The 22,980-nt window shown below is 59.4% G+C and carries 18 protein-coding genes; 13 read left to right on the top strand and 5 right to left on the bottom strand.

Translation table 11 applies throughout. The features are described 5' to 3' along the window. The first annotated feature begins 39 nt into the window (after positions 1-39). The 5 genes from DXB98_RS04190 (at position 40) to DXB98_RS04170 (ending at position 4,367) form a co-directional block, all read left to right on the top strand. Positions 40-1,053 (top strand): hypothetical protein, encoded by a 1,014-nt coding sequence (locus DXB98_RS04190; protein WP_117743258.1) that lies wholly within the window; start codon positions 40-42, stop codon positions 1,051-1,053. A 307-nt stretch (positions 1,054-1,360) separates the two neighbouring features. After that, positions 1,361-1,789, top strand: coding sequence for a galactose-6-phosphate isomerase subunit LacA (gene lacA, locus DXB98_RS04185; RefSeq protein WP_117735479.1), 429 nt, complete (start codon positions 1,361-1,363; stop codon positions 1,787-1,789). Between the two features lie 63 nt (positions 1,790-1,852). Beyond that, positions 1,853-2,377, top strand: a complete 525-nt coding sequence (gene lacB, locus DXB98_RS04180) for a galactose-6-phosphate isomerase subunit LacB (RefSeq protein ID WP_117743257.1) — start codon at positions 1,853-1,855, stop codon at positions 2,375-2,377. Between the two features lie 119 nt (positions 2,378-2,496). Continuing rightward, positions 2,497-3,378 carry an aldose 1-epimerase family protein gene (locus DXB98_RS04175; protein ID WP_117743256.1) on the top strand — a complete coding sequence of 294 codons (882 nt, stop codon included), beginning with the start codon at positions 2,497-2,499 and terminating at the stop codon, positions 3,376-3,378. 53 nt (positions 3,379-3,431) lie between these two features. Further along, positions 3,432-4,367, top strand: a complete 936-nt coding sequence (locus DXB98_RS04170; RefSeq protein WP_117743286.1) for a hexose kinase — start codon at positions 3,432-3,434, stop codon at positions 4,365-4,367. Between the two features lie 241 nt (positions 4,368-4,608). On the opposite strand, the gene DXB98_RS04165 is transcribed toward DXB98_RS04170, so the two are convergent. After that, a complete protein-coding gene (locus DXB98_RS04165; RefSeq protein WP_199407117.1) occupies positions 4,609-6,237 on the bottom strand; it encodes a UDP-glucose--hexose-1-phosphate uridylyltransferase in 1,629 nt (542 codons plus the stop codon). Next, the gene (locus DXB98_RS04160; protein WP_117743254.1) at positions 6,228-7,433 is read right to left on the bottom strand and encodes a galactokinase family protein; all 1,206 of its coding nucleotides are present in this window, start codon (positions 7,431-7,433) and stop codon (positions 6,228-6,230) included. Before DXB98_RS04160 ends, DXB98_RS04165 begins: the two co-directional genes overlap by 10 nt. Before the next feature lie 383 nt (positions 7,434-7,816). On the opposite strand from DXB98_RS04160, the gene DXB98_RS04155 reads away from it, so the two are divergent. After that, positions 7,817-8,803, top strand: coding sequence for a LacI family DNA-binding transcriptional regulator (locus DXB98_RS04155; RefSeq protein ID WP_117743253.1), 987 nt, complete (start codon positions 7,817-7,819; stop codon positions 8,801-8,803). Between the two features lie 129 nt (positions 8,804-8,932). Then, positions 8,933-10,093, top strand: a complete 1,161-nt coding sequence (locus DXB98_RS04150; RefSeq protein ID WP_117743252.1) for an FprA family A-type flavoprotein — start codon at positions 8,933-8,935, stop codon at positions 10,091-10,093. A 66-nt stretch (positions 10,094-10,159) separates the two neighbouring features. Here DXB98_RS04150 and DXB98_RS04145 read toward each other — a convergent pair whose 3' ends face one another. After that, entirely contained in the window at positions 10,160-10,963 is an 804-nt protein-coding gene (locus DXB98_RS04145) for a DeoR/GlpR family DNA-binding transcription regulator (protein ID WP_117743251.1), read from the bottom strand. 335 nt (positions 10,964-11,298) lie between these two features. Between DXB98_RS04145 and DXB98_RS04140 the strand changes: the two genes are divergently transcribed. After that, positions 11,299-12,156, top strand: coding sequence for a class II fructose-bisphosphate aldolase (locus DXB98_RS04140; RefSeq protein WP_022095149.1), 858 nt, complete (start codon positions 11,299-11,301; stop codon positions 12,154-12,156). A 704-nt stretch (positions 12,157-12,860) separates the two neighbouring features. Here the strand turns inward: DXB98_RS04140 and vsr are convergent. Further along, entirely contained in the window at positions 12,861-13,850 is a 990-nt protein-coding gene (vsr, locus tag DXB98_RS04135; protein ID WP_117743250.1) for a DNA mismatch endonuclease Vsr, read from the bottom strand. Between the two features lie 249 nt (positions 13,851-14,099). Between vsr and DXB98_RS04130 the strand changes: the two genes are divergently transcribed. Both DXB98_RS04130 and DXB98_RS04125 read left to right on the top strand, forming a co-directional pair. Continuing rightward, positions 14,100-14,885 (top strand): ABC transporter ATP-binding protein, encoded by a 786-nt coding sequence (locus DXB98_RS04130; RefSeq protein ID WP_117735470.1) that lies wholly within the window; start codon positions 14,100-14,102, stop codon positions 14,883-14,885. Beyond that, complete coding sequence (locus DXB98_RS04125; RefSeq protein WP_117743249.1) at positions 14,875-17,097, top strand: ABC transporter permease; 2,223 nt, start codon at positions 14,875-14,877, stop codon at positions 17,095-17,097. The genes DXB98_RS04130 and DXB98_RS04125 overlap by 11 nt, the downstream gene beginning before the upstream one ends. Before the next feature lie 141 nt (positions 17,098-17,238). On the opposite strand, the gene DXB98_RS04120 is transcribed toward DXB98_RS04125, so the two are convergent. Then, the gene (locus DXB98_RS04120) at positions 17,239-18,204 is read right to left on the bottom strand and encodes a response regulator transcription factor (protein ID WP_158553144.1); all 966 of its coding nucleotides are present in this window, start codon (positions 18,202-18,204) and stop codon (positions 17,239-17,241) included. Positions 18,205-18,533: 329 nt separating this feature from the next. Between DXB98_RS04120 and ptcA the strand changes: the two genes are divergently transcribed. The 3 genes from ptcA (at position 18,534) to DXB98_RS04105 (ending at position 22,755) form a co-directional block, all read left to right on the top strand. Further along, positions 18,534-19,607, top strand: a complete 1,074-nt coding sequence (gene ptcA, locus DXB98_RS04115; RefSeq protein WP_055252459.1) for a putrescine carbamoyltransferase — start codon at positions 18,534-18,536, stop codon at positions 19,605-19,607. Between the two features lie 132 nt (positions 19,608-19,739). Continuing rightward, a complete protein-coding gene (locus DXB98_RS04110; protein WP_055252460.1) occupies positions 19,740-21,179 on the top strand; it encodes an APC family permease in 1,440 nt (479 codons plus the stop codon). A 370-nt stretch (positions 21,180-21,549) separates the two neighbouring features. Next, complete coding sequence (locus DXB98_RS04105; protein WP_117743247.1) at positions 21,550-22,755, top strand: agmatine deiminase family protein; 1,206 nt, start codon at positions 21,550-21,552, stop codon at positions 22,753-22,755. Positions 22,756-22,980 lie beyond the last annotated feature (225 nt).

Raw genomic sequence — 22,980 nt, 5'->3', positions numbered from 1 at the left:
TTCCATCCGCAATACAGGCCGGACTGAGGAGGTATCCAAATGCCGGATAACGGGTCAATACAAAAAAGAGACGCGCACGAGGTAGCTCATGGGCGTTCTGTCCAGATAACCGAGCACACGACAGTAACCGAGCTGCAGCCCAGCCTGTCCGATGTCGTGTGCGCAAACAAAAAGCTGCAGATTGGCTTTATCGTTGCGCTCGTGGTACTGGCGCTGCTGTTGGGCTTTGTAGCTCGTCCGCATTTCGCCGATACCAAAACTTGGGACTCCACCATCGAGGTTATCGATCAAAAGAAGGGCAACGTTTTGGCGCTCACGACCTCGTGCGTGGCGCTGTCTGCGGGCATTACGGCGCTGCCGGGCGATACGGGAACGCCGGTCGCCGAGCAGCTCGCCCAGCTTTCGGGCAACTTGGGCATTGTGCTTGCCGTGCTCTACCTCGAGAAATATCTGCTGACCATCTTGTGGTCGGTGGGCCTGGGCATCCTGATCCCGTTTGCTCTGGTGCTCTTTGCGGTCTCGCTTGGCATTCACGGACGCTGGAGCACGAGTGCCGTCCTGCGCCGCGTGGCGACCCGCGTGCTGGTAGTCGCCATGATCGGCATGGCGTTGGTGCCTGCAAGCGTGTGGGTATCGCAAAGGGTCGACGAAACGTATCGAGTGAGCATCGAGGCGGCCGAGCAAAAGGCGGCCGACGCTGCAGACGTGGCGGATAGCGACAATTCCAAAGCAAGCAAGAAAAAGACCGAGTCCACAGAGCCCAAGAACGTGCTTGAGCAGCTTGCCGACGGTGCCTCGGGTCTTGTCACATCGGTGACCAGCGGCGCCAAGCAGATGACCGATGAGATTGTGCAGCAGGTGACTGATCTGATCGAAGGCGTTATCGTGATGATCGTGACCTCGTGTGTTATTCCGTTGCTGGTGCTCGCGGCGTTTCTGTGGTTGGGGCACACGCTGCTGGGGATCGATATTTCCGGTCCGGCGAACTACTTAACGGGGCGCTTTCTGAGCGCTCCGTCCAAGCATGCCAAGAAGGGTGGGCAGTCCGTGTAGCTAAAACAGCTGTATAAACCGGGGCATACTGCCGAAGGGCGGCCGAGACACGTTCTCGGCCGCCCTTTTGTTTGTTGGACACATGGTCGCTACGTCCGCGCCAGACCCAAACGGTCAGCAATCACCCGTGAATGGTATTTGTTCAAAAAAGAACAAAGATAAACAAATAGTTGTTGCAGTTAATGTTCGAATGTGTTCAAATAAACATGAACAGTGAAGAACCGCACATTCAGATGCCCGGACCTGAACGCGATTCAACACTTCCAAACAGAAACTACGCATCTGCGTATCTCTCAAGGAGGATGTCATGAGGGTTGTAATCGCTTCCGATGCCGACGGTATGTCGATGAAGGAGTCCATCAAGGAGATGCTCATCGCCGACGGTCACGAAGTCGTCGACTATTCCGAGACCCCTGCCGCGGACCTTGTCGATTCCGCGACCGCCGTTGCCAAGGACCTGCTGGAGCACAAGGATTCCCAGGGCTTCGCATTCGATAAGTACGGCGTCGGCTCCTATATGGCTGCCGTCAAGATCAAGGGCATGGTCGTCGCCAACATTTCCGACGAGCGTTCCGCTTACATGACCCGCGAGCACAACGGCTCGCGCATGGTCACCATGGGCCCGGGCGTCGTGGGCACCGAGGTCGCCAAGAAGATCGCCCGCGAGTTCCTGCGCGCCCAGTACGCCGGCGGCCGTCACCAGATCCGTGTCGACATGCTCAACAAGATGGCCTAACGAGAGCCACCGAGAACTCGAACTTCTACCTCAACTTGTGAATTCAGACGAAAGGACGTTCTGATGAAGAAGACCATCGCAATCGGTTGCGACCATATCGTTACGGACGAGAAGATCTATCTGGCCGACCGCCTGGAGCAGGCTGGCTACAAGGTGCTCGACTGCGGCACCTACAGCCACTCCCGTACGCACTATCCCATCTACGGTAAGGCCGTGGGCGAGGCTGTTGCCAGCGGCAAGGCCGACTTTGGCGTGGCCCTGTGCGGCACCGGCATCGGTATCACCAACGCCGTCAACAAGGTTCCCGGCGCCCGCTGCGCCCTGGTTCGCGACATGACCTCTGCCCTGTATGCCCGTCGTGAGCTCAACGCCAACATCGTGGGCTTTGGCGGCAAGATCACCGGCGAGTTCCTGATGGCCGATATCATGCTTGCTTTCCTGGAGGAGCCCTACGACAAGACTCCCGAGCACGATGCCCTGATTGCCAAGATCGATGCCTGCAATAAGGCCGACGCCGAGGCTCAGGCCGACCCGCACTTCTTTGACGAGTTCCTCGAGAAGTGGGACCGTGGCGAATACCATGACTAGCGGGTATCCGGCGTAATTTACTAGTCCGTTGACGGCTCGCGTTTCTGTGAGGGGGCGCGGGCCGGTTTTCTATCAGCCCTATTGACTTGGCGGGCTGTCGTACGAAAGGGAAGGCTCCTATGGAGTTTGTTCTTGATAACGGCTTGATTCGTGTGGCGTTGAGCACGGCGGGCGGGTCGTTCACTTCTATTGCGGCAAACGGCCGTGAGTACCTGTGGCGGGGTGACCCGGCGGTCTGGTCGGGCCAGGCACCCATTTGCTTCCCGATCTGCGGTGGCCTTCGTGACGGTCACGCAACGACCATGGGTGGCCGCGAGGTAAACCTCGCCCGCCACGGCTTTGCGCGCAAACAGGAGTGGAAGCTCGAGGAACAGAGCGACAACATGGTTGCGCTGAGCCTAAGCTCTACCGACCATGCCGAGTTGCTCGAGCAGTACCCGTATCCGTTTAAGATCGTTGCTCGTTACACGATTGATTCGGAAAAGGTGGCCGTGTCGTACGAGGTGACCAATGAGGGCACCGAGGACATGCCGTTCTTTGTGGGCGGTCACCCCGGCTTTAAGTGTCCGCTCGACGAGGGCGAGTCCTATGACGACTACGAGCTTCGTTTTGAACAGCGTGAGGCCACCGAGCTCTGTACTGCCGTTCCCTCGACGGGCCTGATTGATGTTGAGCATCGCAGCAAGAACCCCATGATCGGCCAGAACCTGCCGCTTACCCATGAACTCTTTGACTTCGCGGAGACCATCTTCGACGTGCTCGAGAGCCGCGTGGTTACGCTGACCAAGAAAACCGAGGACAAGGGCGTGCGCCTGACGTTCCCCGATATGTCGTTCCTGATTGTGTGGAGCAAGCCAGAGGGCGACTTTGTGGCTGTTGAACCGTGGGGTGGTCTGTCCACCTGCTCCGACGAGGACGATATCCTGGAGCACAAGCGTGGCTGCCTGGTGGCCAAGCCGGGGGAGACTGTTACCCGCGGCTTTGAGATCGAGATCCTTTAACGAGTTATCGTATGTTTGGGGTGGGTCATGCCGCCCCGGAACAGGAGTTCAACATGATTCTGACCGTTACCATGAACCCGTCGATTGATACGCGCTATCAGCTCGACAAGCTGATCATCGACGATGTTAACCGTGTGACGCCCGAAAAGACCGCTGGCGGCAAGGGCCTCAACGTGAGCCGTGTGCTGCTGCAGTTGGGCGACGATGTGCTCGCGACCGGTCTGCTCGGCGGCCACATGGGTGCCTATATGGCCGAGCTTATGGATGCCGACGGCGTCAAGAACGACTTTGTGCCCATCGCCGGTGAGACGCGCATTTGCTTGAATATTCTGCACGAGGGCAATCAGACCGAGCTGCTGGAGAGCGGCCCGCAGATCGCCCCGGCCGAGCTCGAGGCCTTTACGGCCAAGTTTGCCGAGCTTGCAGCGAAGGCGGACGTTGTGACGCTTTCGGGCTCGCTGCCGCGTGGCGTCGATGCTGGCTACTATGCCAAGCTCGTCAAGATCGCCGAGGAGGCGGGCGCCAAGGTGCTGCTCGATACCTCGGGTGCATCGCTGGAGGCCGCGCTGGAGTCCGACGCTAAGCCCGAGCTTGTGAAGCCCAATCTGACCGAGATCAACGGTCTGCTGAGCACGTCCTTCACGACCGATGATGTCGATGCTCTGCGCGAGGCGCTTGCCGCCGATGACCGTTTTGCCGGTATCCCCTGGGTTGTCGTTTCGATGGGCGCTGCCGGTTCGGTGGGCTTCCATGAGGGCCGCGCGTTCCGCGCCAAGACGCCCGCGATTGCGGCTGTGAACGCGACGGGTTCCGGCGACTCGACCATCGCCGGCTTTGCGCATGCCATTGCTGCTGGTGCCGACGACGTCACGGTGCTCAAGACCGCCAATACCTGCGGCAAGCTCAACGCCATGGATCCCAAGACCGGCCACCTGGTCATGGACCGCTGGGACGAGGTCTACAACAGCGTTGAGGTCGTAGAGTTGTAGCGGTTGCGACTCCTAATAGAATGAGCGTGGATAATCTCCTGCTTTTGGTGCCCATACGAGCTCAAAGTGGGAGATTTTCCACGCTCGAGTCATTAGTCGTTGGGGACGTTCTTGTTTGACTAGTCGTTTAAGAGCGTCCCCAATGACTACACGCAAAAATGGCGCCCGCCGGCGATGTTGCCGGCGGGCGCCATTGTCTTGAAGACGAAATGATCCGTTTTCCTTCGTCCGAAAGGGATCATTACAGTGAGTCGATAAAGCGCTGCTGGGCGGCGCGGCCGGCTTCATCCCATTTAAATACGCCGGCGTTGTCGAGCACGTGGCCAAACACCACGCCGACCTCCTCGTGCAGGATATCGATGGCGTTGTCCGCCGTAAGCTCGTCGGCGCGGCGGGCATAGACATCCTCGGCCCATGCGGCGTGGCTGCGGCAAAGACTATCGCCCTCGAGCGCGCCGGCAAGGTCGTAGCTGGCATCGGCCTTGGCCGCCAGCAGGTGCTCGCGGACAGCACCGAGCTCGGGAACCAGGCGCGGCGGAAGAATGGCGAGACCCATAACCTCGATCAGGCCGATGTTCTCCTTCTTAATGTGGTGATACTCGGCATGCGGGTGGAACACGCCCAACGGATGCTCGTCGGTCGTGATGTTGCAGCGAAGCGCCAGGTAGGCCTCGTAGATTTTGCCGCCGGCATTGCCGCGGGAGTCGACGCGGCGGATGACGGGTGTCACTGTGTTGTGCGCCATGCCATCGGCTGTGTGCGCGATGACGCCCACAGACTCATCGGTCCACTCGCGCCAGGCGAGGATAATCTTCTCGGCAGCGTCGAGCAGCTGAGCGCGGTCATGCGAGCGCAGGCGAAGCACCGAAAGCGGCCACTGCAGCACAGCACCCGTAACGCTGTCAAAGCCGGGCACGCTAAACTGTGAGACCTCGGTGGCATGCATCATGGGGAACTCGTGCGCGCCGCCCTGGAAGTGGTCGTGCGACAGAATCGAGCCGCCCACGATGGGCAGGTCGGCGTTGGAGCCAATAAAGTAGTGCGGGAACAGGTCCACAAAGTCGAGCAGGCACGTCAGGCCCTTGCGATCAACGTGCATCGGGCGATGCTCGGAGCTCATGGCAATGCAGTGCTCGTTAAAGTACGCGTACGGGCTGTACTGGAAGCCCCAGCGATCGCCATTGAGCGAGATGGGGATAATGCGCAGGTTCTGGCGTGCAGGATGAGCGCCGCCGTCGGCTGCGGCGGAGCGTCCGGGGTAGCCCTCGTTTTCGATGCAGAGCTGGCAGGCGGGATACTTTTCGCCCGTGTTCTTGGCGGCACCTGCCGCGGCGATATCGCGCGGGTCCTTCTCAGGCTTGGACAGGTTGATGGTTATCTCGAGATCGCCCCAGTTGGTGGGGGTGCTCCATTTGATGTTGCGCGCGATGGCGGCACGGCGCACGTAGCCGGCGTCGCAGCACAGGCCGTAGAACCAGTCGGTCGCGGCGCGGGGCTCGTTGACGCCCATGCGGCCGTTGAACTCCTCGTTTACAACCGAAGGCCTCGGCATGAGCATACCCATGATGCGCATGGCGATGCGGTCGCGCCCCGATGCCGTGTCCTCGGCAGCACCGTTGGCAACGGCGGCCTCGGCAAGCGCGGCGAGCGTGCCCTCCAGGTCAAAGTCGGGCAGGGTATCGGGGTGCAAGAGCGAGAGTTTCTCAGCCTGGAGCGCCCAGGTCATATCGAGCGCCGGGCCCGTGGCGCCGATGCACTCCAAAATGGTGTTGTATGCCCAGATGCGATCGTCCTGGCCGATCATCGACCGGTGGATAGCGTACTCGATCAGGTTCTGCGCGGCCTCGCGCACGTCGGTCATTACAGCCATGCCGCGTAAGCCCCCTTGTCAGAAATTGCGTAGTGGCGGGCAGAGCCCTCGCCCAGCCAGCCGTTCATCTTGGCAATGAAGGTGTCGACCAGGTCGAGCGGCACGAAGGCCTGGATGGTGCCACCAAAGCCGCCACCGTGAATGCGAACGGCGCCGCGGCCGTCGAGCACGTGCTCGGCCAGCGCCAGGGCATACATGGAAGGCTGCTCAGATCCCAGCTTGGCAACAACATTCTGCAGGTACATGGCGGAGCTGGCGCCGGACTCGCGCGTCAGGACCAGGAACTGATCGATATCGCCGGCGTTAAGGGCCGCCCAACGCTTATCGACCAGGCCGTTCTCGTACCAGTAGTGAACGGCGCGCAGGCAGGCACGGTCGCCCAGCTTGGCGCGCAGCTCGGGGAGCTTGGCGTCAAAATCGGCAACGTTTACCTCGCACAGGCGTGCCTTGCCAAACTCGGCGGCGACGTCTTGCATTTCGCGCGGAACGGCGGCGTAGTCGTCGGTGGCGGCCACGTGGTCGGCGCCGACCTTAACGAGCACGAGCGCATAGCCGTGATCTTCAAAGTTGAGCTCGAGCTTCTGGGTCTTAGGCTGAGCCTGATCCTCAAAATCCATGTAGGCAAGGCCGCCCAAGCACACGGCGGCCTGGTCCATAAGGCCGCAGGGCTTACCGTAGTAATTGTTCTCGGTGCGCTGGCTCATCTGGGCGAGCGCGACGGGCTCGATGGCGGGCGCTCCCCAGAGCGTCTCCATGGCACGACCGTATGCCGCCTCGACAGCAGCGGAGCTCGAAAGACCGCCGCCCGAGGGGACGGAGCAGGTGAAGGCGAGGTCGAAGCCCTGGGGCTCAACGCCCAGAGCAGCGATTTCGTGGGCCATGCCGCGGACGAGGCTCGCGGACGTGCCCTTCTCGGACTCCTGAACGTCTAGCGTGTCGAGCGCGATCTCAAACGTGGGATAGCCCTCGTCGGCAACGCGGACCTTGTTGGAAGCGGTTGCCACGGCGATGCCGTCGACGGCGACATCGAGCGAGCCGGCGATAACGTGGCCGCCCTCGTGGTCGGTGTGGTTGCCGCTGATCTCGGAGCGGCCGGGCGCGTGCACATAGAGCACCTGGCGATCGCCGATGGGGCCAAACTCATCCTCGAACAGCTTGGTGAGCGTGGCGAGTGTCTTTTCGTCGGGAGCGGTCATGAGGGTCCTTTCCTTGGCGCATACTGACGAGCTTTGCGTCGTAGTGAGTACGTTAACAATCTGAAGCGGCGTAAACTCAGCATCTACGATGCCGCACGTTACGGGCTATGTTAACGTACTCATAACACAACGCTTATCACTTTTTGAGAATCTGGTAATCGGTAGAAATTCAGCCGTGAACGGTATTGCCGTATGGACTTATAGAGCAGAAGAGTTGCGGATTGAAAAAGTAGAGTACGTTAGCATGCGTCCGACGATAGCGGGCTTCGGCGCGGGGTGTGTTTCTGCCCGGGCCGGCATTCACGCTATTCAGATCTCGCAAGGGTGAAGGTGATCCTGTGGCAAGGCGCCCGTCCAACGATACAGGTACGCGTCCGGTCTCCATGGCCGACGTCGCCCGCGCTGCTGGCGTTTCGCAGCAGACGGTTTCGCGCGTCGCCAACGGCTTGCCCAACGTTAACGAACAGACGCGCCAGCGCGTGCAGGCCGCCATGCAAGAGCTCGGCTTTCGTCCGAGTTATGCCGGTCGCTCGCTGCGCGACGGCCGCTACCATTCGGTCGGTCTGTGCGTCAACGATGTCACCAAGTTCGGTAACCTGACGATGATCGACGGCATTGCCAGTGCGGCCCGTGAGCGCGGTTGCGCCATCACGCTGGTCGAGATGTCCAAGACCGAGGAGTTTTCGCTTGCCGAGGCCACGCGTCGTATGGCTGCATTGCCGGTGGACGGCATCATCATCGGCATGAGTCGCATGGCGCCCGATTTTGAGTCGTTTGATCCACTGCCGGGCATTGGCACGGTTATCGTCACCATGTATGCGCATCCGCGCGTGACCACGGTCGATTCCGATCATTACGGCTGCTCGCTGCTGCTCATGGATCACCTGTTTGAGCTGGGGCACGAGCAGATTCGCTATATTGGTGGCCCGTCGTTCTCAGTCGACGAACAGTTTCGTCGCGCCGGCTGGCAGGATGCACTCGAGCGTAAACACATCGAGCCGGTAGAGCCGCTCGAGGGTGACTGGTCTGCCAACAGCGGTTACGAGGCCGGCAGGTACCTGGCCGAGCACGACCGCACCATGACGGCGATTTACGCGGCAAACGACCAGATGGCAAACGGCGCCATCGCCGCGCTGCGCGATAGCGGCTTGCGCGTGCCCGAGGACGTGAGCGTGGTGGGCGTCGATGACTCACTCGACGACTTTGTCGCGCATAACGAGCTCACGACCGTTCGATTCGACTTGCATCAGCGCGGACGAGAGGTGTTTGAGCATGCGGTTCCCGAGGCGGGTACGGCGGGCAAAACCGTTGCCATTCGTATTCCCGGCCAGCTTATCGTTCGACATAGTACGGCGGCACCGCGCGCATAGTTTCCGCAGGTCAACGGTGATATGTTGAACATCAATAACAATCGATAAGGATGCCGGCAGATGGCTGTTGGGATGCAGCCGAGTGCTATGATAGACGGGTTCTTTTGTCTATCTAGGAGGTTTTGCCTGATGGAGATCACCAAGGATATCCGCTACATCGGCGTCGACGACCACGACATCGACCTGTTCGAGGGCCAGTACGACGTGTCCGAGAACGGTATGGCATACAACAGCTACGTTATCTTGGGCGAAAAGATCGCTGTCGCCGATTCGGTCGACGCTGGCTTTGTCGACGAGTGGCTCGGCAACCTCGAGGCCGAGCTCGATGGCCGTACGCCCGACTACCTGGTCGTCCATCATATGGAGCCCGATCACTCCGCCGGCATTGCCGCCTTTATGGAGCGCTATCCCCAGGCCCAGATCGTGGCAAGTATGGGCGCCTTCCGCATGATGGTCAACTTCTTTGGCACCGATTTCCCCGAGCGCAAGATGGTCGTCAAAGAGGGCGATGTGCTCGACCTGGGCGGCCACAGCCTAACGTTTGTTGGCGCCCCCAACGTTCACTGGCCCGAGGTGCTCTTCTCCTACGAGGCCACCGACAAGGTGCTCTTTAGTGCCGACGGCTTTGGCAAGTTTGGCGCCAACGACATCGAGGATCCTGAGGGCTGGGCCTGCGAGGCGCGCCGTTACTACTTTGGCATCGTGGGAAAGTTCGGCAAGTTTGTGCAGGCCGTGCTCAAGAAGGCCGCCGATCTGGACATTCAGATTATCTGCCCGCTTCACGGCCCCGTGCTGACCGAGAACCTGGGTTATTACCTCGACACCTACAACACCTGGTCGAGCTATCAGCCCGAGGACGACGGCATCACGATTGCCTACGCGAGCGTGTACGGCCATCTGAAGGCCGCCGTTAAGGAACTCGCATCCGCGCTTGAGGCTCGCGGCCAGAAGGTTTCCGTCTTTGATCTGGCTCGCGACGACATGGCCGAGGCCGTTGAGGATGCGTTCCGCTATGACCGTCTGGTACTCGCTTCCATCACCTATCAGGGCGAGATCTTCCCGTTTATGAGCACCTTCATCCACACGCTCGCCGAGCATGCCTACCAGAACCGCACGGTGGCGCTTGTCGAGGCCGGCTCTTGGGCGCCCGCTGCTGCCAAGGTTATGACCAAGGAGCTCGAGGGCATGAAGGACATCACCCTGACGCAGAACAAGGTGACCGTGCTGGGTTCGCTCAACGACGCCTCGCGCGCCCAGATCGAAGCCCTCGCCGACGAGCTTTCCAAATAGCGATACGCTCACTTTTGACGCGCAAACCACCACAAAGGGGACAGGCACCTTTGTGGTGGTTTTTGTTTATGCGCCGGTGATGATGAGGTTCGGGCGTTCGTCATCGGCAATCTCGGCGATTGAGGTGGCAACGGCATGGTCGGGGTCGCAATCCATCACGACGGTGTCGACATCGGTCAGTTCGGCAAAGCGATACATGCCGCGTCCGTTGACCTTGCTGGCGTCCATGAGAGCGGCGCTTTGACGGGCTGCGGCGATCATAGCCGCTTTGGTCTCGGCCATCTGGGGAAAGTCGGTCGTAAAGCCGCAGTGGGGGACAAAGGCGCCGGGGCACATGACGGCAAGGTCTGCGTGGACCGTTTGAAGCGCCTGCATGGTGAGCGGGCCATATAGATAGCGATGGCCTTTGCGCAGCGCCCCACCCAGCATGACGACATCGACCGAGGGCATGCTTTCGTCGATGTAATCGGCAATGGTGATGTCGGCCGTGATGACGGTGATGCCGTCGCGCTGATCGAGGAGCCGGACAAACTCGAGTGCCGTGGTGCCCGAGTCGACGAGCAGGGTGTCACCGTTGCCGACGAGTTCAATGGCACTTTGTGCGATAGCCTGCTTGGCGGCGACATTGATGTTTATGCGGCGATCTTGCGTGGAGACAGTTAGGCGTTTATGAAGCGACACGGCGCCGCCATGCGTGCGGCGCAGCTTACCGGATTCGGCGAGCGCGTCCAGGTCGGCGCGGGCGGTGACAGAGGACACGCCAAAGGTTTGGGCGATGTCTGCCACCTGAACGGAGGCGTTATGCTCGAGCATTTCCATAATGGCGGCGCGCCGCTCGTCGGCGAATGCTCGAGTTGTTACGTGGGCCATAGCTGCTCCATCCGCGTCTGAAATTTGCAGGAATTGTGTTGAGTCCATTTTCGTTCATTTTCTTTTTAAGTAAGAAAACACCTTTCGATTACTTATCTTTTCTATAAAAGAAAGACGATTCGCGTGAAAACTTCAGTGTCGGATAGAGAAATTTGGTCCGAATCCCTTCCGTTTGCTTTTCAAAAACGGGTGTCCTGACCTGCGTGCCGGTGATATCTCATACATGTAACACGAACGATTTCCATACAATGGGCGCAGCAAAACGCAAGGTAAAAGGCCTTGCGGACACGTACGCCCGATGTCCAGATGCGGGCGAGGGAGAGGAGCAAACGCTCATGGCACTTGTTACCACCGAAAAGATGCTCAAGGACGCTCAGGCCGGCCACTACGCCGTCGGCGCGTTCAACGTCGAGAACCTCGAGTTTGTTATGGCCGTTCTGGCCGCTGCCGAGGAGACCAAGTCCCCCGTCATCATGCAGACCACCCCGGGCACCATCAAGACCGCTGGTCTGGACTACTTCTACGGCATGGTCAAGGCTGCCGCCGAGCGCGCTTCCGTGCCCGTCGCTCTGCACCTCGATCACGGCGATGGCTATGACCGCTGCATGCAGGCTTTCCGCACCGGTTACACCTCTGTCATGATTGACGGCTCGCACGAGTCCTTCGAGGACAACATCGCCCTGACCAAGTCCGTCGCCGACGCTGGCCGCGCCATGGGCGTGCCCGTCGAGGCTGAGCTTGGCAAGGTTGGCGGCAAGGAGGACGACGGTCCCGCGGTTGAGGGCGAGAGCCCCTACACCGATCCTGCCGAGGCCAAGGAGTTCGTCGAGCGCACTGGCTGCACCTCCCTCGCTATTGGTGTTGGCACCAGCCACGGCGTGTACACGAGCGATCCGCACATCGAGCAGTCCGTGGTCAAGGCCATCCGCGACGCCGTCGACGTGCCGCTGGTTCTGCATGGCACCTCCGGTGTGCCCGATGAGCAGGTTGCCGAGGCTGTGAAGAACGGCATCTGCAAGGTTAACTACGCTACCGAGCTGCGTCAGGCCTACACCAAGGGCTTCATGGCCTACATGGCCGAGAACCCCGCCTGCTTCGATCCTAAGAAGCCGGCCAAGGAGGGTATGCGTGAGATCACCGAGCTGGTTAAGATCCGCATGACCAACCTCAACTCTGTGGGCAAAGCAGAGTAACAGCAAGGGTACTCCGACTCGCTACATATCCCGGGGAGGGACGAGGGCTTAGTTCCCCAATCGTCCTCGGGCATGCAAAAAGCCTCGCTGCGCACTTCGTGCGGCGAGGCTTTTTGCCCCCTGCGGAAAGATTGGGGAACTAAGCCCTGGTCCCTCCCAGGTTGACCTACTCGAGGTCGTCGCCCTTGTGGCGTTATGGCTGGAAGGGTGGGGCGTTTGGGCTACTTTGTTGATGAGGGGCTAGTATGCCCGGGCTTGGTTGGGGAAGGTTTTGTCTAGGGATGCTTGGAGCTTTTCGAACGACGTCTGCAAGTTGAGGCTTTGGTCGGTTGAGCGTTTGGCTTTTGTGGTGGGGGAGTCGAGGAGACCGTCTCTCTGTGTCGGGGGGAAGGAGAAAAGGTCTGCATGTGTTAGGGATGGCTGCTGTGCTGCGTCATTGGAAGAATGCATGCTTATGCGGCCTCCACGATGTCCACCAAAAGATTGCGCGCGGGGTGTGCTGCTAGGTCCCGTGCGTTGGCAGTATTATGCCGCGGCCGTCGCAAAGAAGCGCTAAAGAAAGGCTTAATGAGGTTTGGCGTTACGATGAAACCGCAGGTCAGAGGTATCGAGTAACACTCTTGAAAGGTTTTGGGCTTAAGGGCTTTCTAAGGTTTGTGACGTGGATGTGGCTCGCCTGTGTGGGGTGTGTGGACGGCTCGTTCCTAGCGCTGCGGCTCTGCGGCGCGCACCCGCTCGATGACCTTTTCCATCGTGGCGTCGATGCGGTCTTTTTTGAGATCGCATTCCCAGATGGTTATGGACGTCCAGCCCATTTGAGTGAGTGCTGCCACGGCAGCGCGGTCGCGCTCGACGTTGCGACGGAACTTTGCCTCCCAAAACTCAACATTGCGTTTTGGCTGGCTCGGATTGCACTTAGGGCAGCGATGCCAAAAGCAACCGTTGACAAAGATGGCGATCTTGCGGCCGGGGAAGGCGATGTCGGGCTTGCCGGGAACCTTCCATTCCAAGCGATAACCCGTAAGGCCCGCTGCGCGCAGGCGCTGGCGAACGAGCAGCTCGGGTTTGGTGTTTGCACGCTTGTTGCCCTTCATGGACTTTTTGATGGCAGCGCGACGGCGCACCAGTTCGCGCTCGTCGGCGGAAAGGTCCGAGGTATCGATGCCGTCGAGCAGACCGGGCTTGGGACGCTTTTTGCTGCGGCGCCTAGGTGCGCGCTTGGGCTTGGAAGCGGGCTCGTCGGTCGTGGTGGCCTCGGTGTCGTTGGCAGTGCTGTTGGCCTTAAGCCGATCTTCCTTCAGCTCAATCAGGGCATCAATGAGCCCCTTGTCGGCGGGCATCCATTCCACCGTGGCAAGCGAGGTGCGCGGAATCCAGCGGATATCGAGCTGACGGTCGTGTTTTTGGGGCTCGCCGGACGCTTTGGCCAGCGAGCAGTAGTAACACTCCATCGAGAGATGAAAATCGGGGTAGTCATACTCAACAGTGTAGAAATCACGTAGGTTGGTGACCTTTACCTGCAGCTCTTCCATAAGTTCGCGGCGCACGGCGTCTTCGGGCGTCTCGCCGCGCAGAAGTTTGCCGCCTGGGAACTCCCACAGTCCCTGCATGTCGCCGTAGCCGCGCTGCACAGCAAGTAGCTCGTCAGATCCATCCTTGCGAATGATCCCAGCGGCAACATGAACGGTCTTCAACAGGAGTCCTCTCTCAACACCATTACATGACGGGGTAGTCTTTTTGGGACGGGGCTTTTTTAGCTGCCCTATGTCAAATGCGCCCTCATGCCTCAAAAGCTTCGGATGGGGCAGCTAAAAAAGCCCCGTCCCAAAAAGACTACCCTTACCTTACGCAACGGTAAGGCAAGCGTAAGCCATATCGATGGTAGCCGACTCGGCTTCTTGCGACTATAGATGCCGTAGACTAATCGCAAGAAAGGACTCGGTATGCAAACCACGCAAACGGCGACCCCGGTACTGGAGGTCGCGCATCTCGAAAAGGTATATGGAGCGCTGGGCAACGTGACCCGCGCGCTCAACGACGTCAGCTTTACCGTCAACCGTGGCGAATTCGTCGGCATCATGGGCGCCTCGGGCTCAGGCAAGTCGACGCTGCTCAACTGCGTGTCGACCATCGATAGCGCCACGAGTGGCACCATCCGCATCAACGGCCAGGACGTGACGCGCATGAAGCAGGCCAAGCTTTCGCAGTTCCGCCGCGAGGAGCTTGGCTTTATCTTCCAGGACTCCAACCTGCTCGATACGCTCACGGCGCGCGAGAACATCGCCCTGCCGCTCACCATCGCCCGTATGAACTCGGCGGAGATCTCGACCCGCGTGCAGGATGTGGCTGCGCGCCTGTCCATTAGCCAAGTGCTCGACAAGTACCCCTACCAGATGTCCGGCGGCCAGCAGCAGCGCGTTGCCGCCTGCCGCGCGCTCGTCACCGACCCCACGATGATCATGGCCGACGAGCCCACCGGCGCCCTCGACTCCAAGAGCGCCCGCCTGCTGCTCGAGAGCCTGGAGGCGCTCAACCGCCGCCTGCGCGCCACGGTGCTCATGGTTACGCACGATAGCTTTGCCGCCAGCTACACGAGCCGTGTGCTGTTTATCCGCGACGGCAAGATCTTCACCGAGCTGCGCCGCGGCGACACCGACCGCCGCGAGTTCTTCGACCGCATTATGGAGGTCGTTGCCATGATGGGCGGTGAGGGCTCCGATGCTCTGTAAACTCGCTTGGGGCAACGTCCGCCGTGCCGGCCGCGACTACCTCGTCTACTTGTTGACGCTCACCCTGGGCGTCACGGTCTTCTATGCCTTTAACACCATCTCGATGCAGGTCGACATCGCCGGAATTGATGAAGAGGGCTTGGCGCAGGTTATGGGCAGTATGCTCGGCGACCTGACGTACTTTTTGGCCGGTGTCATGGCCTTTTTGATGGTGTACGCCAATAACTTCATCATGAAACGCCGCAAAAAGGAGTTTGGCCTGTACCAGGTGCTCGGCATGGGGCGCGGGCGCGTCGCCACGATCATGGCGCTCGAGACGGTGATTGTCTCGGTGGTGGCCTTTGTTGCCGGCATTGTGCTGGGTGTGGGACTCTCCCAGCTCATGACGTTCTTTACGGCCTCGCTCTTTAAGACGCAGATCGCCAATTTCCACTTCTTTTTCTCGATGCATGCGTTCAATCTGGCCCTTGCCTGCATGCTCGTAATGTTTGTGCTCACGCTACTGCTGAACCTCCGCGCCGTGCGTCGTACCAAACTCATCGAGCTTATGGGTGCCGAGCGTCGCAACGAGACCATCAAGACACGCAACCCCTGGATCGCGATTGCCATCTTTGCCGTGGGCGTGGTGCTGGTGGGCGTGGCCTATTACCGTCTGCTACGTGATGGGTTCCCGCTAACCGCGACGGACAGCAAGCTGCAAGAGGCCATGAACCAGTTTGGTATTACGACCGCTATGGTTACCGTGGGCACCTTTGCCCTGTTCTGGGGACTCTCGGGCATGCTCATCAAGCTGCTGCAGAGCCTGCGCGGCGTGTATTGGCGCGGTCTCAACATGTTTACCGTGCGCCAGCTTGCGGCCAAGGTCAACACGGTGTGCTTTTCGATGGGCGTCATCGCGATGATTCTGTTCCTTGCCATTACTTCTGTGACTTGCGGTATGTCGATTGCCAGCGTGATGAACGAGAACCTGGAGCGCTATAATCCGGCCGACATGTCGCAGACGTATGTCTATTACACGCCCGATACGCTCGACTACTACAAAGAGTACGTCAATCCGTCTGAGGCCGATCGCATGGTGCTGGCCGATAGTACGGTCGATTTGTACTCCGCATGGCACGGCGATCCATGGCACGGCGATCGTAAGGACAAGTCGGCGGACAACAACGACGAGACCGGCAAGAAGGTCAATATCGCCGATGTTGCCGGTGAGCATGTGCAGATCGATTCGTATCTGAGTTACCCGCTTGGCGGCTCGAATCCTTCGGTGATCCCAAGTGAGATGTGCAAGACCATGGGCGAAAAGCTCCCCAAGGCGTTCGAGGGCAGCAACGCCGACATGACAGGCCTGTCTGTGACGCCGGCAAGTCAGTACAACAAATTGCGCCAGATGATGGGCGAGGAGCCGGTGAGCATTGGCCGCGACCAGTACTTGCTTACGTGTGATATGGGCGGTGAGCTGGTCGACCTGTACACCAAGTATATGGCTGGCGGCCATGCCCTTACCTTGGGCGGGCATACGCTCAAGCCCGCAACCGATAAGTCGGACGAGGACACGGCGGCCATCGCCAACTCGGCGATGGGCAGTAACGGGGGTACCGTCGTCGTTGCCGACGAGCTGTTGTCCCAACTCAATCTGCAGCCGTATTCCAGTAGCCTGCTCGTTAACTACAAACAGGGGATGGATACGACCGAGGCAGACGAGAGTATTAAATACACTGTGCTCGACAATCTGCTCGTTGACGGCAAGGAGCCGGGATCGTGGGGAATCTTCATCACACGCTCCGAGATGTACGCGCAAGCAGCGCAAATGAACGGTCTTATTAGCTACCTAGCCATCTACATCGGCTTTGTATTGGTCGTTGCATGCGCGGCGATTCTGTCGATCCAGCAACTCTCCAACGTGGCCGACGGCAGCCGCAGCTATCGTGTGCTGGCACAGATCGGCTGCGACGACCGCCAGATTCGCCATTCGGTGATGGCGCAGCAAGCGGTATTCTTCCTGTTCCCGCTGGCAGTGGGCTTGGCGCACTCCTTTGTGGCGCTCAAGGTGATCATCGAGCTGGTGAGCATCTTTGGCAACATGAGCATCGGTGGCACGGTGGGCCTTACCTGTGCGATTTTCCTGGCAGCCTACGGCGGCTACTTCCTGGTGACGTACCTCATGAGCGCCGGCATGGTACAGGCTGCCATCGCCACCCGCTACAGCGAGTAGCTCGTCCAACCCAGAACCACCACAAAGGGGACAGGCACCTTCGTGGTGGTTCTGGCGTCAGGGTGATTCTTTCGTGGCGAAACAATCAAAAACCACCACGAAGGTGCCTGTCCCCTTTGTGGTGGTTTTTTCTGCATAACTTTATCGCTTCCAGAAGTGGAGGATCAACGTCGTGCGGTTTTGCTGCTCGGTTTTGACCAGGATGTTGTGGATGTGGGTCTTGACGGTGCCTACGGCAAGGAATAGCTCGTCGGCGATCTCTTGGTTCGATTTGCCCAGCACAACCAGACGCAAAACCTCGGCCTCGCGGTTGGAGAGCCTGTAGGCGTTGCGGTAGAAGGGCATCTGCTCTTCGATGTGTCGATCAAGATCGCTGACGTTCTTTTCCTCGGGTGCCTCCTGCATGCGAATCGAAAGCACGTGATAGGCATAGATAATCAGCAGGATCGCAAAGTAGCACGCAAAGATATTCTCGCTAAAGTTGCGCTCGGATAGGTACAGCTGCAGCCAGGAGGGTGCCAGGCTCATGGGGACGACCAAGATGTTGTAGAAGTCCTCGGCAACGATGCACCCGACCAGAATGGCGCCGATAATGAGGTGCTTTCGTTGATTGTTGACGCGCGCCTTAAGCTCGACCTGCGTGCTTTTATGCGCCGTCCAAAAGATATAGAGCCCCACAAATACAAGGAATACCTGACGCATCGTGTAGTAGAGCCATTGATGCATGGGGCCGTAGGGGACAGCGACAATGATCAGCAGCTCGCTCAGGAAGAACGTTGCGACGGGAATTACAAACTGCTTTTTTGAATGTTTGTCGAGCAAGTCCATGGCAATGAGCCAAATAAAAGCTTGTGAAGCGGTTGCCACAAGCGTCCGCAACACAGGCATGGTAATTGAGTAATAGTCGCTGGCCGGAAAACTCTGGTTTTGCAGCGTGTATTCAAAAAAGAAAATCTCGGTCATCTCGATGGCATAGCAAATAAAAACGCCGCTGCCATAGATAAAGAACCGTCGACGAGACGAGGCATAGGCGGCAAGCGAAAGCACTGCCGTCACAATACAGATCACGAGTATCGCTAGGGTATAGAAGAACATCAGAGTGTTCATCTGCCACCGTCCCATCTCATTTATCTATGGTCGAGTCCTGTATATCTTGTGGGATATAGACGTCTCAACCCTTCGTTCCATTGCGGATTAGGCGCCGAGTTACAGCATAGCCGTATACCGTTCGCGGTTCTAGATACTAAACCCCCTGCAAGCTCGCTACCTGCGGGTTTATATTGGATTAGAGGGGGTGTAACTCCGTGAACGGTCTTTAATCCCGAATAAACTAGGTAAAAATTGCATACGGGTGAATGATGGTCTTGTCAACACGAGGCGTGATGTTCGAGCGTCTCATAGTAATAGTCGGCAAGACCGGCGGAAAGGAAATTGACATGGCACTGCCTAAGGATTTCATCGACACCAATGACTTCACCAAAGAGCAGATCCTGGCTATCGAGGATCTTGGCCTGGCAATGAAGAAGGCCATCAAGGTTGACGGTTATTATCCGCACCTGCTCCGCAACAAGAGCCTTGGCATGATCTTCCAGCAGGTCTCCACCCGCACCCGTCTTTCCTTCGAGACCGCTATGACCGACCTCGGCGGCCATGCTCAGTTCTATGGCCCTGGCACCATCCAGCTCGGCGGTCACGAGTCCCTGGGCGACACCGCTCGCGTTATGGGCTCGCTGCTCGACATCATGATGGCTCGCGTTGACCGTCACAAGGACGTCGTCGGCCTCGCCGAGGGCTCCGCTGTGCCCGTCATCAATGGCATGTCCGAGTTCAACCATCCCACGCAGGAGATGGGCGACCTCATGACCATGCTCGAGAACCTCCCCGAGGGTAAGAAGATCGAGGACTGCACCCTGGCCTTCATCGGTGACGCCACCCAGGTCTGCGTCTCCCTCATGTTCATCGCCTCCAAGGTCGGCATGAAGTTTGTCCAGTTTGGACCTAAGGGCCACCAGGTCCCCGACGGCGGCCTGCACGTTGGCACCGTTGAGGAGCGCGCCGAGTTCGGCAAGCAGATGATGGCCATCGCCGAGGAGAACTGCAAGGTCTCCGGTGGCTCCATCGTCATCTCCGACGACATCGAGTGCATCAAGGGCGCCGACTTCATCTACACCGACGTGTGGTATGGCCTGTACGACGAGGAGGTCTCGGGCGAGAATTACATGGACGTGTTCTATCCCAAGTATCAGGTCACCATGGACATGATGAACTTTGCCGGCCCCAACTCCAAGTTCATGCACTGCCTGCCGGCCACCCGCAACGAGGAGGTCGTCGACGAGGTCATGGACGACCCTGAGCGCTCCCTGTGCTGGGTTGAGGCCGAGAACCGCAAGCACTCCATCCGCGCTCTCCTTGCCGCCCTGGGCAAGCGCACCCCGCTCAACGACGAGGGTGTCGAGTACTCCGCCAAGGCTGAGCTCCACGCCGCTCTCAAGGCTCTCGAGCAGCTCTAAGCCTCAAGGCCGCTAAAAGTACGTTTGCGGGCGGCGGATACTCGTCTCCTGTCGCCCGCTCACCGAGGCTTAAGCAATTGCCTTAGTACCTTGGGCCTCGGATCTGTCCAAGACTGAGCGAAGGAGCTCATCATGAGCGACGGAAAGAAAAAGCTTTCCTTCTTGACGGTCATTTCGACCATCATCTGCGTCGTCTTCGTTTGCGAGGCCGCCGCTCCTGCTGCTGCCATTGGCAACCAGCAGTTCTTCTGGTGGATCTTCCTGATCCTGACCTTCCTGCTCCCTTATGGCATGGTTGTTGCCGAGCTCGGTACCACCTATGACGGCGAGGGCGGCATTTACGACTGGGTACGCGACGGCCTGGGCGACAAATGGGGCGCCCGCATTTCGTACTACTACTGGGTTAACTACCCGCTGTGGATTGCCTCGCTGGCCACTATGTTCCCCGACATTTTGGGCATGGTCTTTGGCGTCGAGTTCAACTTGATCGCCAAGATGGGTATCGATCTTGCCTTTGTGTGGATCGTCTACCTCATGGGCCGCTCCAAGGCGTCCGACTCCGAGTGGGTCCTTAACGGTGGCGCCATCATCAAGGTCGCCGTCGCGGTTATCGTTGGCGCTCTGGGCATTTGGTATGCCATGGAGAACGGTTTTGCGAACGACATGTCCGCTGCCACCTTCCTGCCCGAGCTCACCAACACCAACGCTCTCGGTTACCTGTCGATCATCATCTTTAACTTCATGGGCTTCGAGGTCATCTGCACCATGACCGACGACATGGCCGATCCCGCTCGCGATATCCCCAAGGCTATCATCGTCGGTGGCCTGTCCATCGCTGTGATCTACCTGTTCGCTGGCTTTGGCATCGGCGCTGCTGTGCCGGCCGATTCCATCGACCCCGACTATGGCATGATTGTCGCAGTCCAGACCATGGTGGGCGACTCCATGATCTTTAAGGTCATCTGCATCGCCTTCCTGATCACCCTGTTCGCCAACATGGCCGCTTGGTCCTTCGGCGTTAACTCCGTTGCTCGCTACGCTGCCGAGCACGGCAACATGCCCAAGGTCTTCGCCTCGATGATCTCTGACGACGATATGCCCAACGGCGCCAACCTGGTCAACGCTATCGTTGCCTCCTTGGTGTTGTGCCTGCAGCTGGTTCCCATCGACGCCATCTCCAACGGTGTCTTCTGGATGCTCTTTGGCACCTCCGTCGTCTTCCTGCTGCTCACCTACATCCCGATGTTCCCGGCGTTCCTCAACCTTCGTAAGAACGACCCGAACCGTGAGCGCATCTTCACGTTCCCGTTTAAGGGCGCCATGATGAAGGTTATGCTGGCCATCCCCTGCATCGAGCTGATCCTGGCCATCGTTGCAACGCTGGCTCCGTTCTCCGTCGATGAAATTGGCGACAAGGTCCCGATGATCGTTATCTTCATCGTGCTCGTGCTCATCGGCGAGGTCGTCCGCGTCGTCAGCGCCAAGGGCCGCGAGACCGAGTACAAGGGTCTCACCCCTGAGCTGGCTGCTCAGCGACTCGCTGAGGAGGCCGCCGAGGCCGAAGAGGACTAGAGCACCCGGATTCGGGGCTCCAACCCTCCTCGCGTACCAAAGTACGCTTCGTCGGGCTTGTCGCTCCCGACTCCGGGCACGCTAGCCTCTTCGGGGGCGTGCCCAAAGCGACAAATTTGCTCACTATTTCCTGGGGCGGGTGCGAGCGATAGCTCCGGTAACCACCGCCCGCCCCAACCTCTCTCTTTCGTATCCTTCGTGCGTATGTCTCCGCGCACTTGGCTACGTCGTCGCTCGCCGGTGCGACTCCGTGAAAACCGGTACCGGGCGCCCCGACCTTTGCCGGGGGACGGGCACCCACTATCTCTTGGTTTTTAGGCCGCGGGTAACCCGCCCGCGGCAAGCGATCGTTCGATTTGGAGGAAATCTTATGCGTACGATCACCGAGTCCGAGTCCACTCCCAAGGCCGACGGCTTCTTCATGCCTGCTGAGTTTGCCCCGCAGGATCGCGTGTGGATGGGCTGGCCCCACCGCACCGACACCTGGGCCCACGGCGCCAAGCCGGCTCAGAAGCAGTATGCCGCCATCGCTCGCGCCATCTCCGAGTTCACCCCGGTCTATATGTGCGCCAACCAGGTCGACTACGCCAACTGCAAGGCCGTCTTCGAGAACGACGAGAACGTCACCGTCATCGAGATGACCACCGACGACGCCTGGTTCCGCGACACCGCCGCCACCTACGTCATCAACGGCAAGGGCGAGAAGCGCGCCAACCACTGGCACTTCAACGCCTACGGCGGCCTCGTCGACGGCCTGTACTTCCCGTGGGACAAGGACGAGCAGATCGCCCTCAAGATGGCCGAGCTCTCCGGCTGCCGCCGCTACCGTCCCGACGACATGATTCTCGAGGGCGGCTCCATCACCGTCGACGGCGAGGGCACCCTCGTCGTGACCGACCAGTGCCTCCTGTCCCCCGGCCGCACCTGCTCCGCGGTGCTCGAGGAGGAAGAGGACCCCGAGTCCATCTGGCCCAAGTACCACAAGAAGTTCGAGCCCTGGAGCGAGGAGCTTCGCGCCTACATGGACGAGCACCTCAAGGACTACCTGGGTGTCGAGAAGGTCATCTGGGTCAAGGAGGGCATCGACCCCGAGGAGACCAACGGCCACATCGATGACGTCGCCACGTTCATCGCCCCGGGCGTCATGGCCTGCATCTGGACCGACGATCCCGAGTATCCGTTCTACGAGCAGTGCCACGCTGCCTACGAGACCCTCTCCAACGCCGTTGACGCCAAGGGCCGCAAGATGAAGGTCTACAAGCTCTGCATGCCCGTGAACCCGCTGTTCATGGACCAGGCTTCCTGCGACACCATCGACGCCGACGAGAACGCCGAGCCGCGCGTTCCCGACGAGCCGCTGATCGCCTCCTACATGAACTACCTGGTCACCAACCACGGCGTTATCGTCCCGCAGTACGGCGACGAGAACGACCAGTTGGCCGTTGACACGCTCCAGAAGATCTATGACGAGGTCTGGGGCGAGGGCGTCTACAAGTGCGTCGGCGTTCAGTCCGAGCAGGTCGTCTTCGGCGGCGGCAATATCCACTGCATTACGCAGCAGGAGCCCTCGGCGTAACTCAGGCACGCCACCTTGGCGTTCACTCGTCGCTTACGTAGCGTCAGTACGCTTCGCTCCTCGTTCGCGCCAATCTGGCGCACCTGAGCACGCCGAGTAAACGTCTGGCTTTCCGAGGCACCCCATCTCGCCGCTCAAACCGTCGCTCGCGTACCAAAGTACGCTTCGCTCCTCTTTCGCGGCGACCTGGGGCACCTCGAAAACCCAGTCGATCAATCGGACAGG

Source organism: Collinsella sp. OM07-12, assembly GCF_003438275.1.
Classification (GTDB): Bacteria; Actinomycetota; Coriobacteriia; order Coriobacteriales; family Coriobacteriaceae; genus Collinsella.
Note: the sequence above shows the minus strand (reverse complement) of the source record. Positions and strands in the feature narration are given on the sequence as shown.

Excerpts from the sequence above, each read along its gene's own strand:
- DXB98_RS04190 (WP_117743258.1), top strand. The coding sequence starts at position 40 with ATGCCGGATAACGGGTCAATACAAAAAAGAGACGCGCACGAGGTAGCT.
- lacA (WP_117735479.1), top strand. The coding sequence starts at position 1,361 with ATGAGGGTTGTAATCGCTTCCGATGCCGACGGTATGTCGATGAAGGAG.
- lacB (WP_117743257.1), top strand. The coding sequence starts at position 1,853 with ATGAAGAAGACCATCGCAATCGGTTGCGACCATATCGTTACGGACGAG.
- DXB98_RS04175 (WP_117743256.1), top strand. The coding sequence starts at position 2,497 with ATGGAGTTTGTTCTTGATAACGGCTTGATTCGTGTGGCGTTGAGCACG.
- DXB98_RS04170 (WP_117743286.1), top strand. The coding sequence starts at position 3,432 with ATGATTCTGACCGTTACCATGAACCCGTCGATTGATACGCGCTATCAG.
- DXB98_RS04165 (WP_199407117.1), bottom strand. The coding sequence starts at position 6,237 with ATGGCTGTAATGACCGACGTGCGCGAGGCCGCGCAGAACCTGATCGAG.
- DXB98_RS04160 (WP_117743254.1), bottom strand. The coding sequence starts at position 7,433 with ATGACCGCTCCCGACGAAAAGACACTCGCCACGCTCACCAAGCTGTTC.
- DXB98_RS04155 (WP_117743253.1), top strand. The coding sequence starts at position 7,817 with ATGGCCGACGTCGCCCGCGCTGCTGGCGTTTCGCAGCAGACGGTTTCG.
- DXB98_RS04150 (WP_117743252.1), top strand. The coding sequence starts at position 8,933 with ATGGAGATCACCAAGGATATCCGCTACATCGGCGTCGACGACCACGAC.
- DXB98_RS04145 (WP_117743251.1), bottom strand. The coding sequence starts at position 10,963 with ATGGCCCACGTAACAACTCGAGCATTCGCCGACGAGCGGCGCGCCGCC.
- DXB98_RS04140 (WP_022095149.1), top strand. The coding sequence starts at position 11,299 with ATGGCACTTGTTACCACCGAAAAGATGCTCAAGGACGCTCAGGCCGGC.
- DXB98_RS04130 (WP_117735470.1), top strand. The coding sequence starts at position 14,100 with ATGCAAACCACGCAAACGGCGACCCCGGTACTGGAGGTCGCGCATCTC.
- DXB98_RS04125 (WP_117743249.1), top strand. The coding sequence starts at position 14,875 with ATGCTCTGTAAACTCGCTTGGGGCAACGTCCGCCGTGCCGGCCGCGAC.
- DXB98_RS04120 (WP_158553144.1), bottom strand. The coding sequence starts at position 18,204 with ATGAACACTCTGATGTTCTTCTATACCCTAGCGATACTCGTGATCTGT.
- ptcA (WP_055252459.1), top strand. The coding sequence starts at position 18,534 with ATGGCACTGCCTAAGGATTTCATCGACACCAATGACTTCACCAAAGAG.
- DXB98_RS04110 (WP_055252460.1), top strand. The coding sequence starts at position 19,740 with ATGAGCGACGGAAAGAAAAAGCTTTCCTTCTTGACGGTCATTTCGACC.
- DXB98_RS04105 (WP_117743247.1), top strand. The coding sequence starts at position 21,550 with ATGCGTACGATCACCGAGTCCGAGTCCACTCCCAAGGCCGACGGCTTC.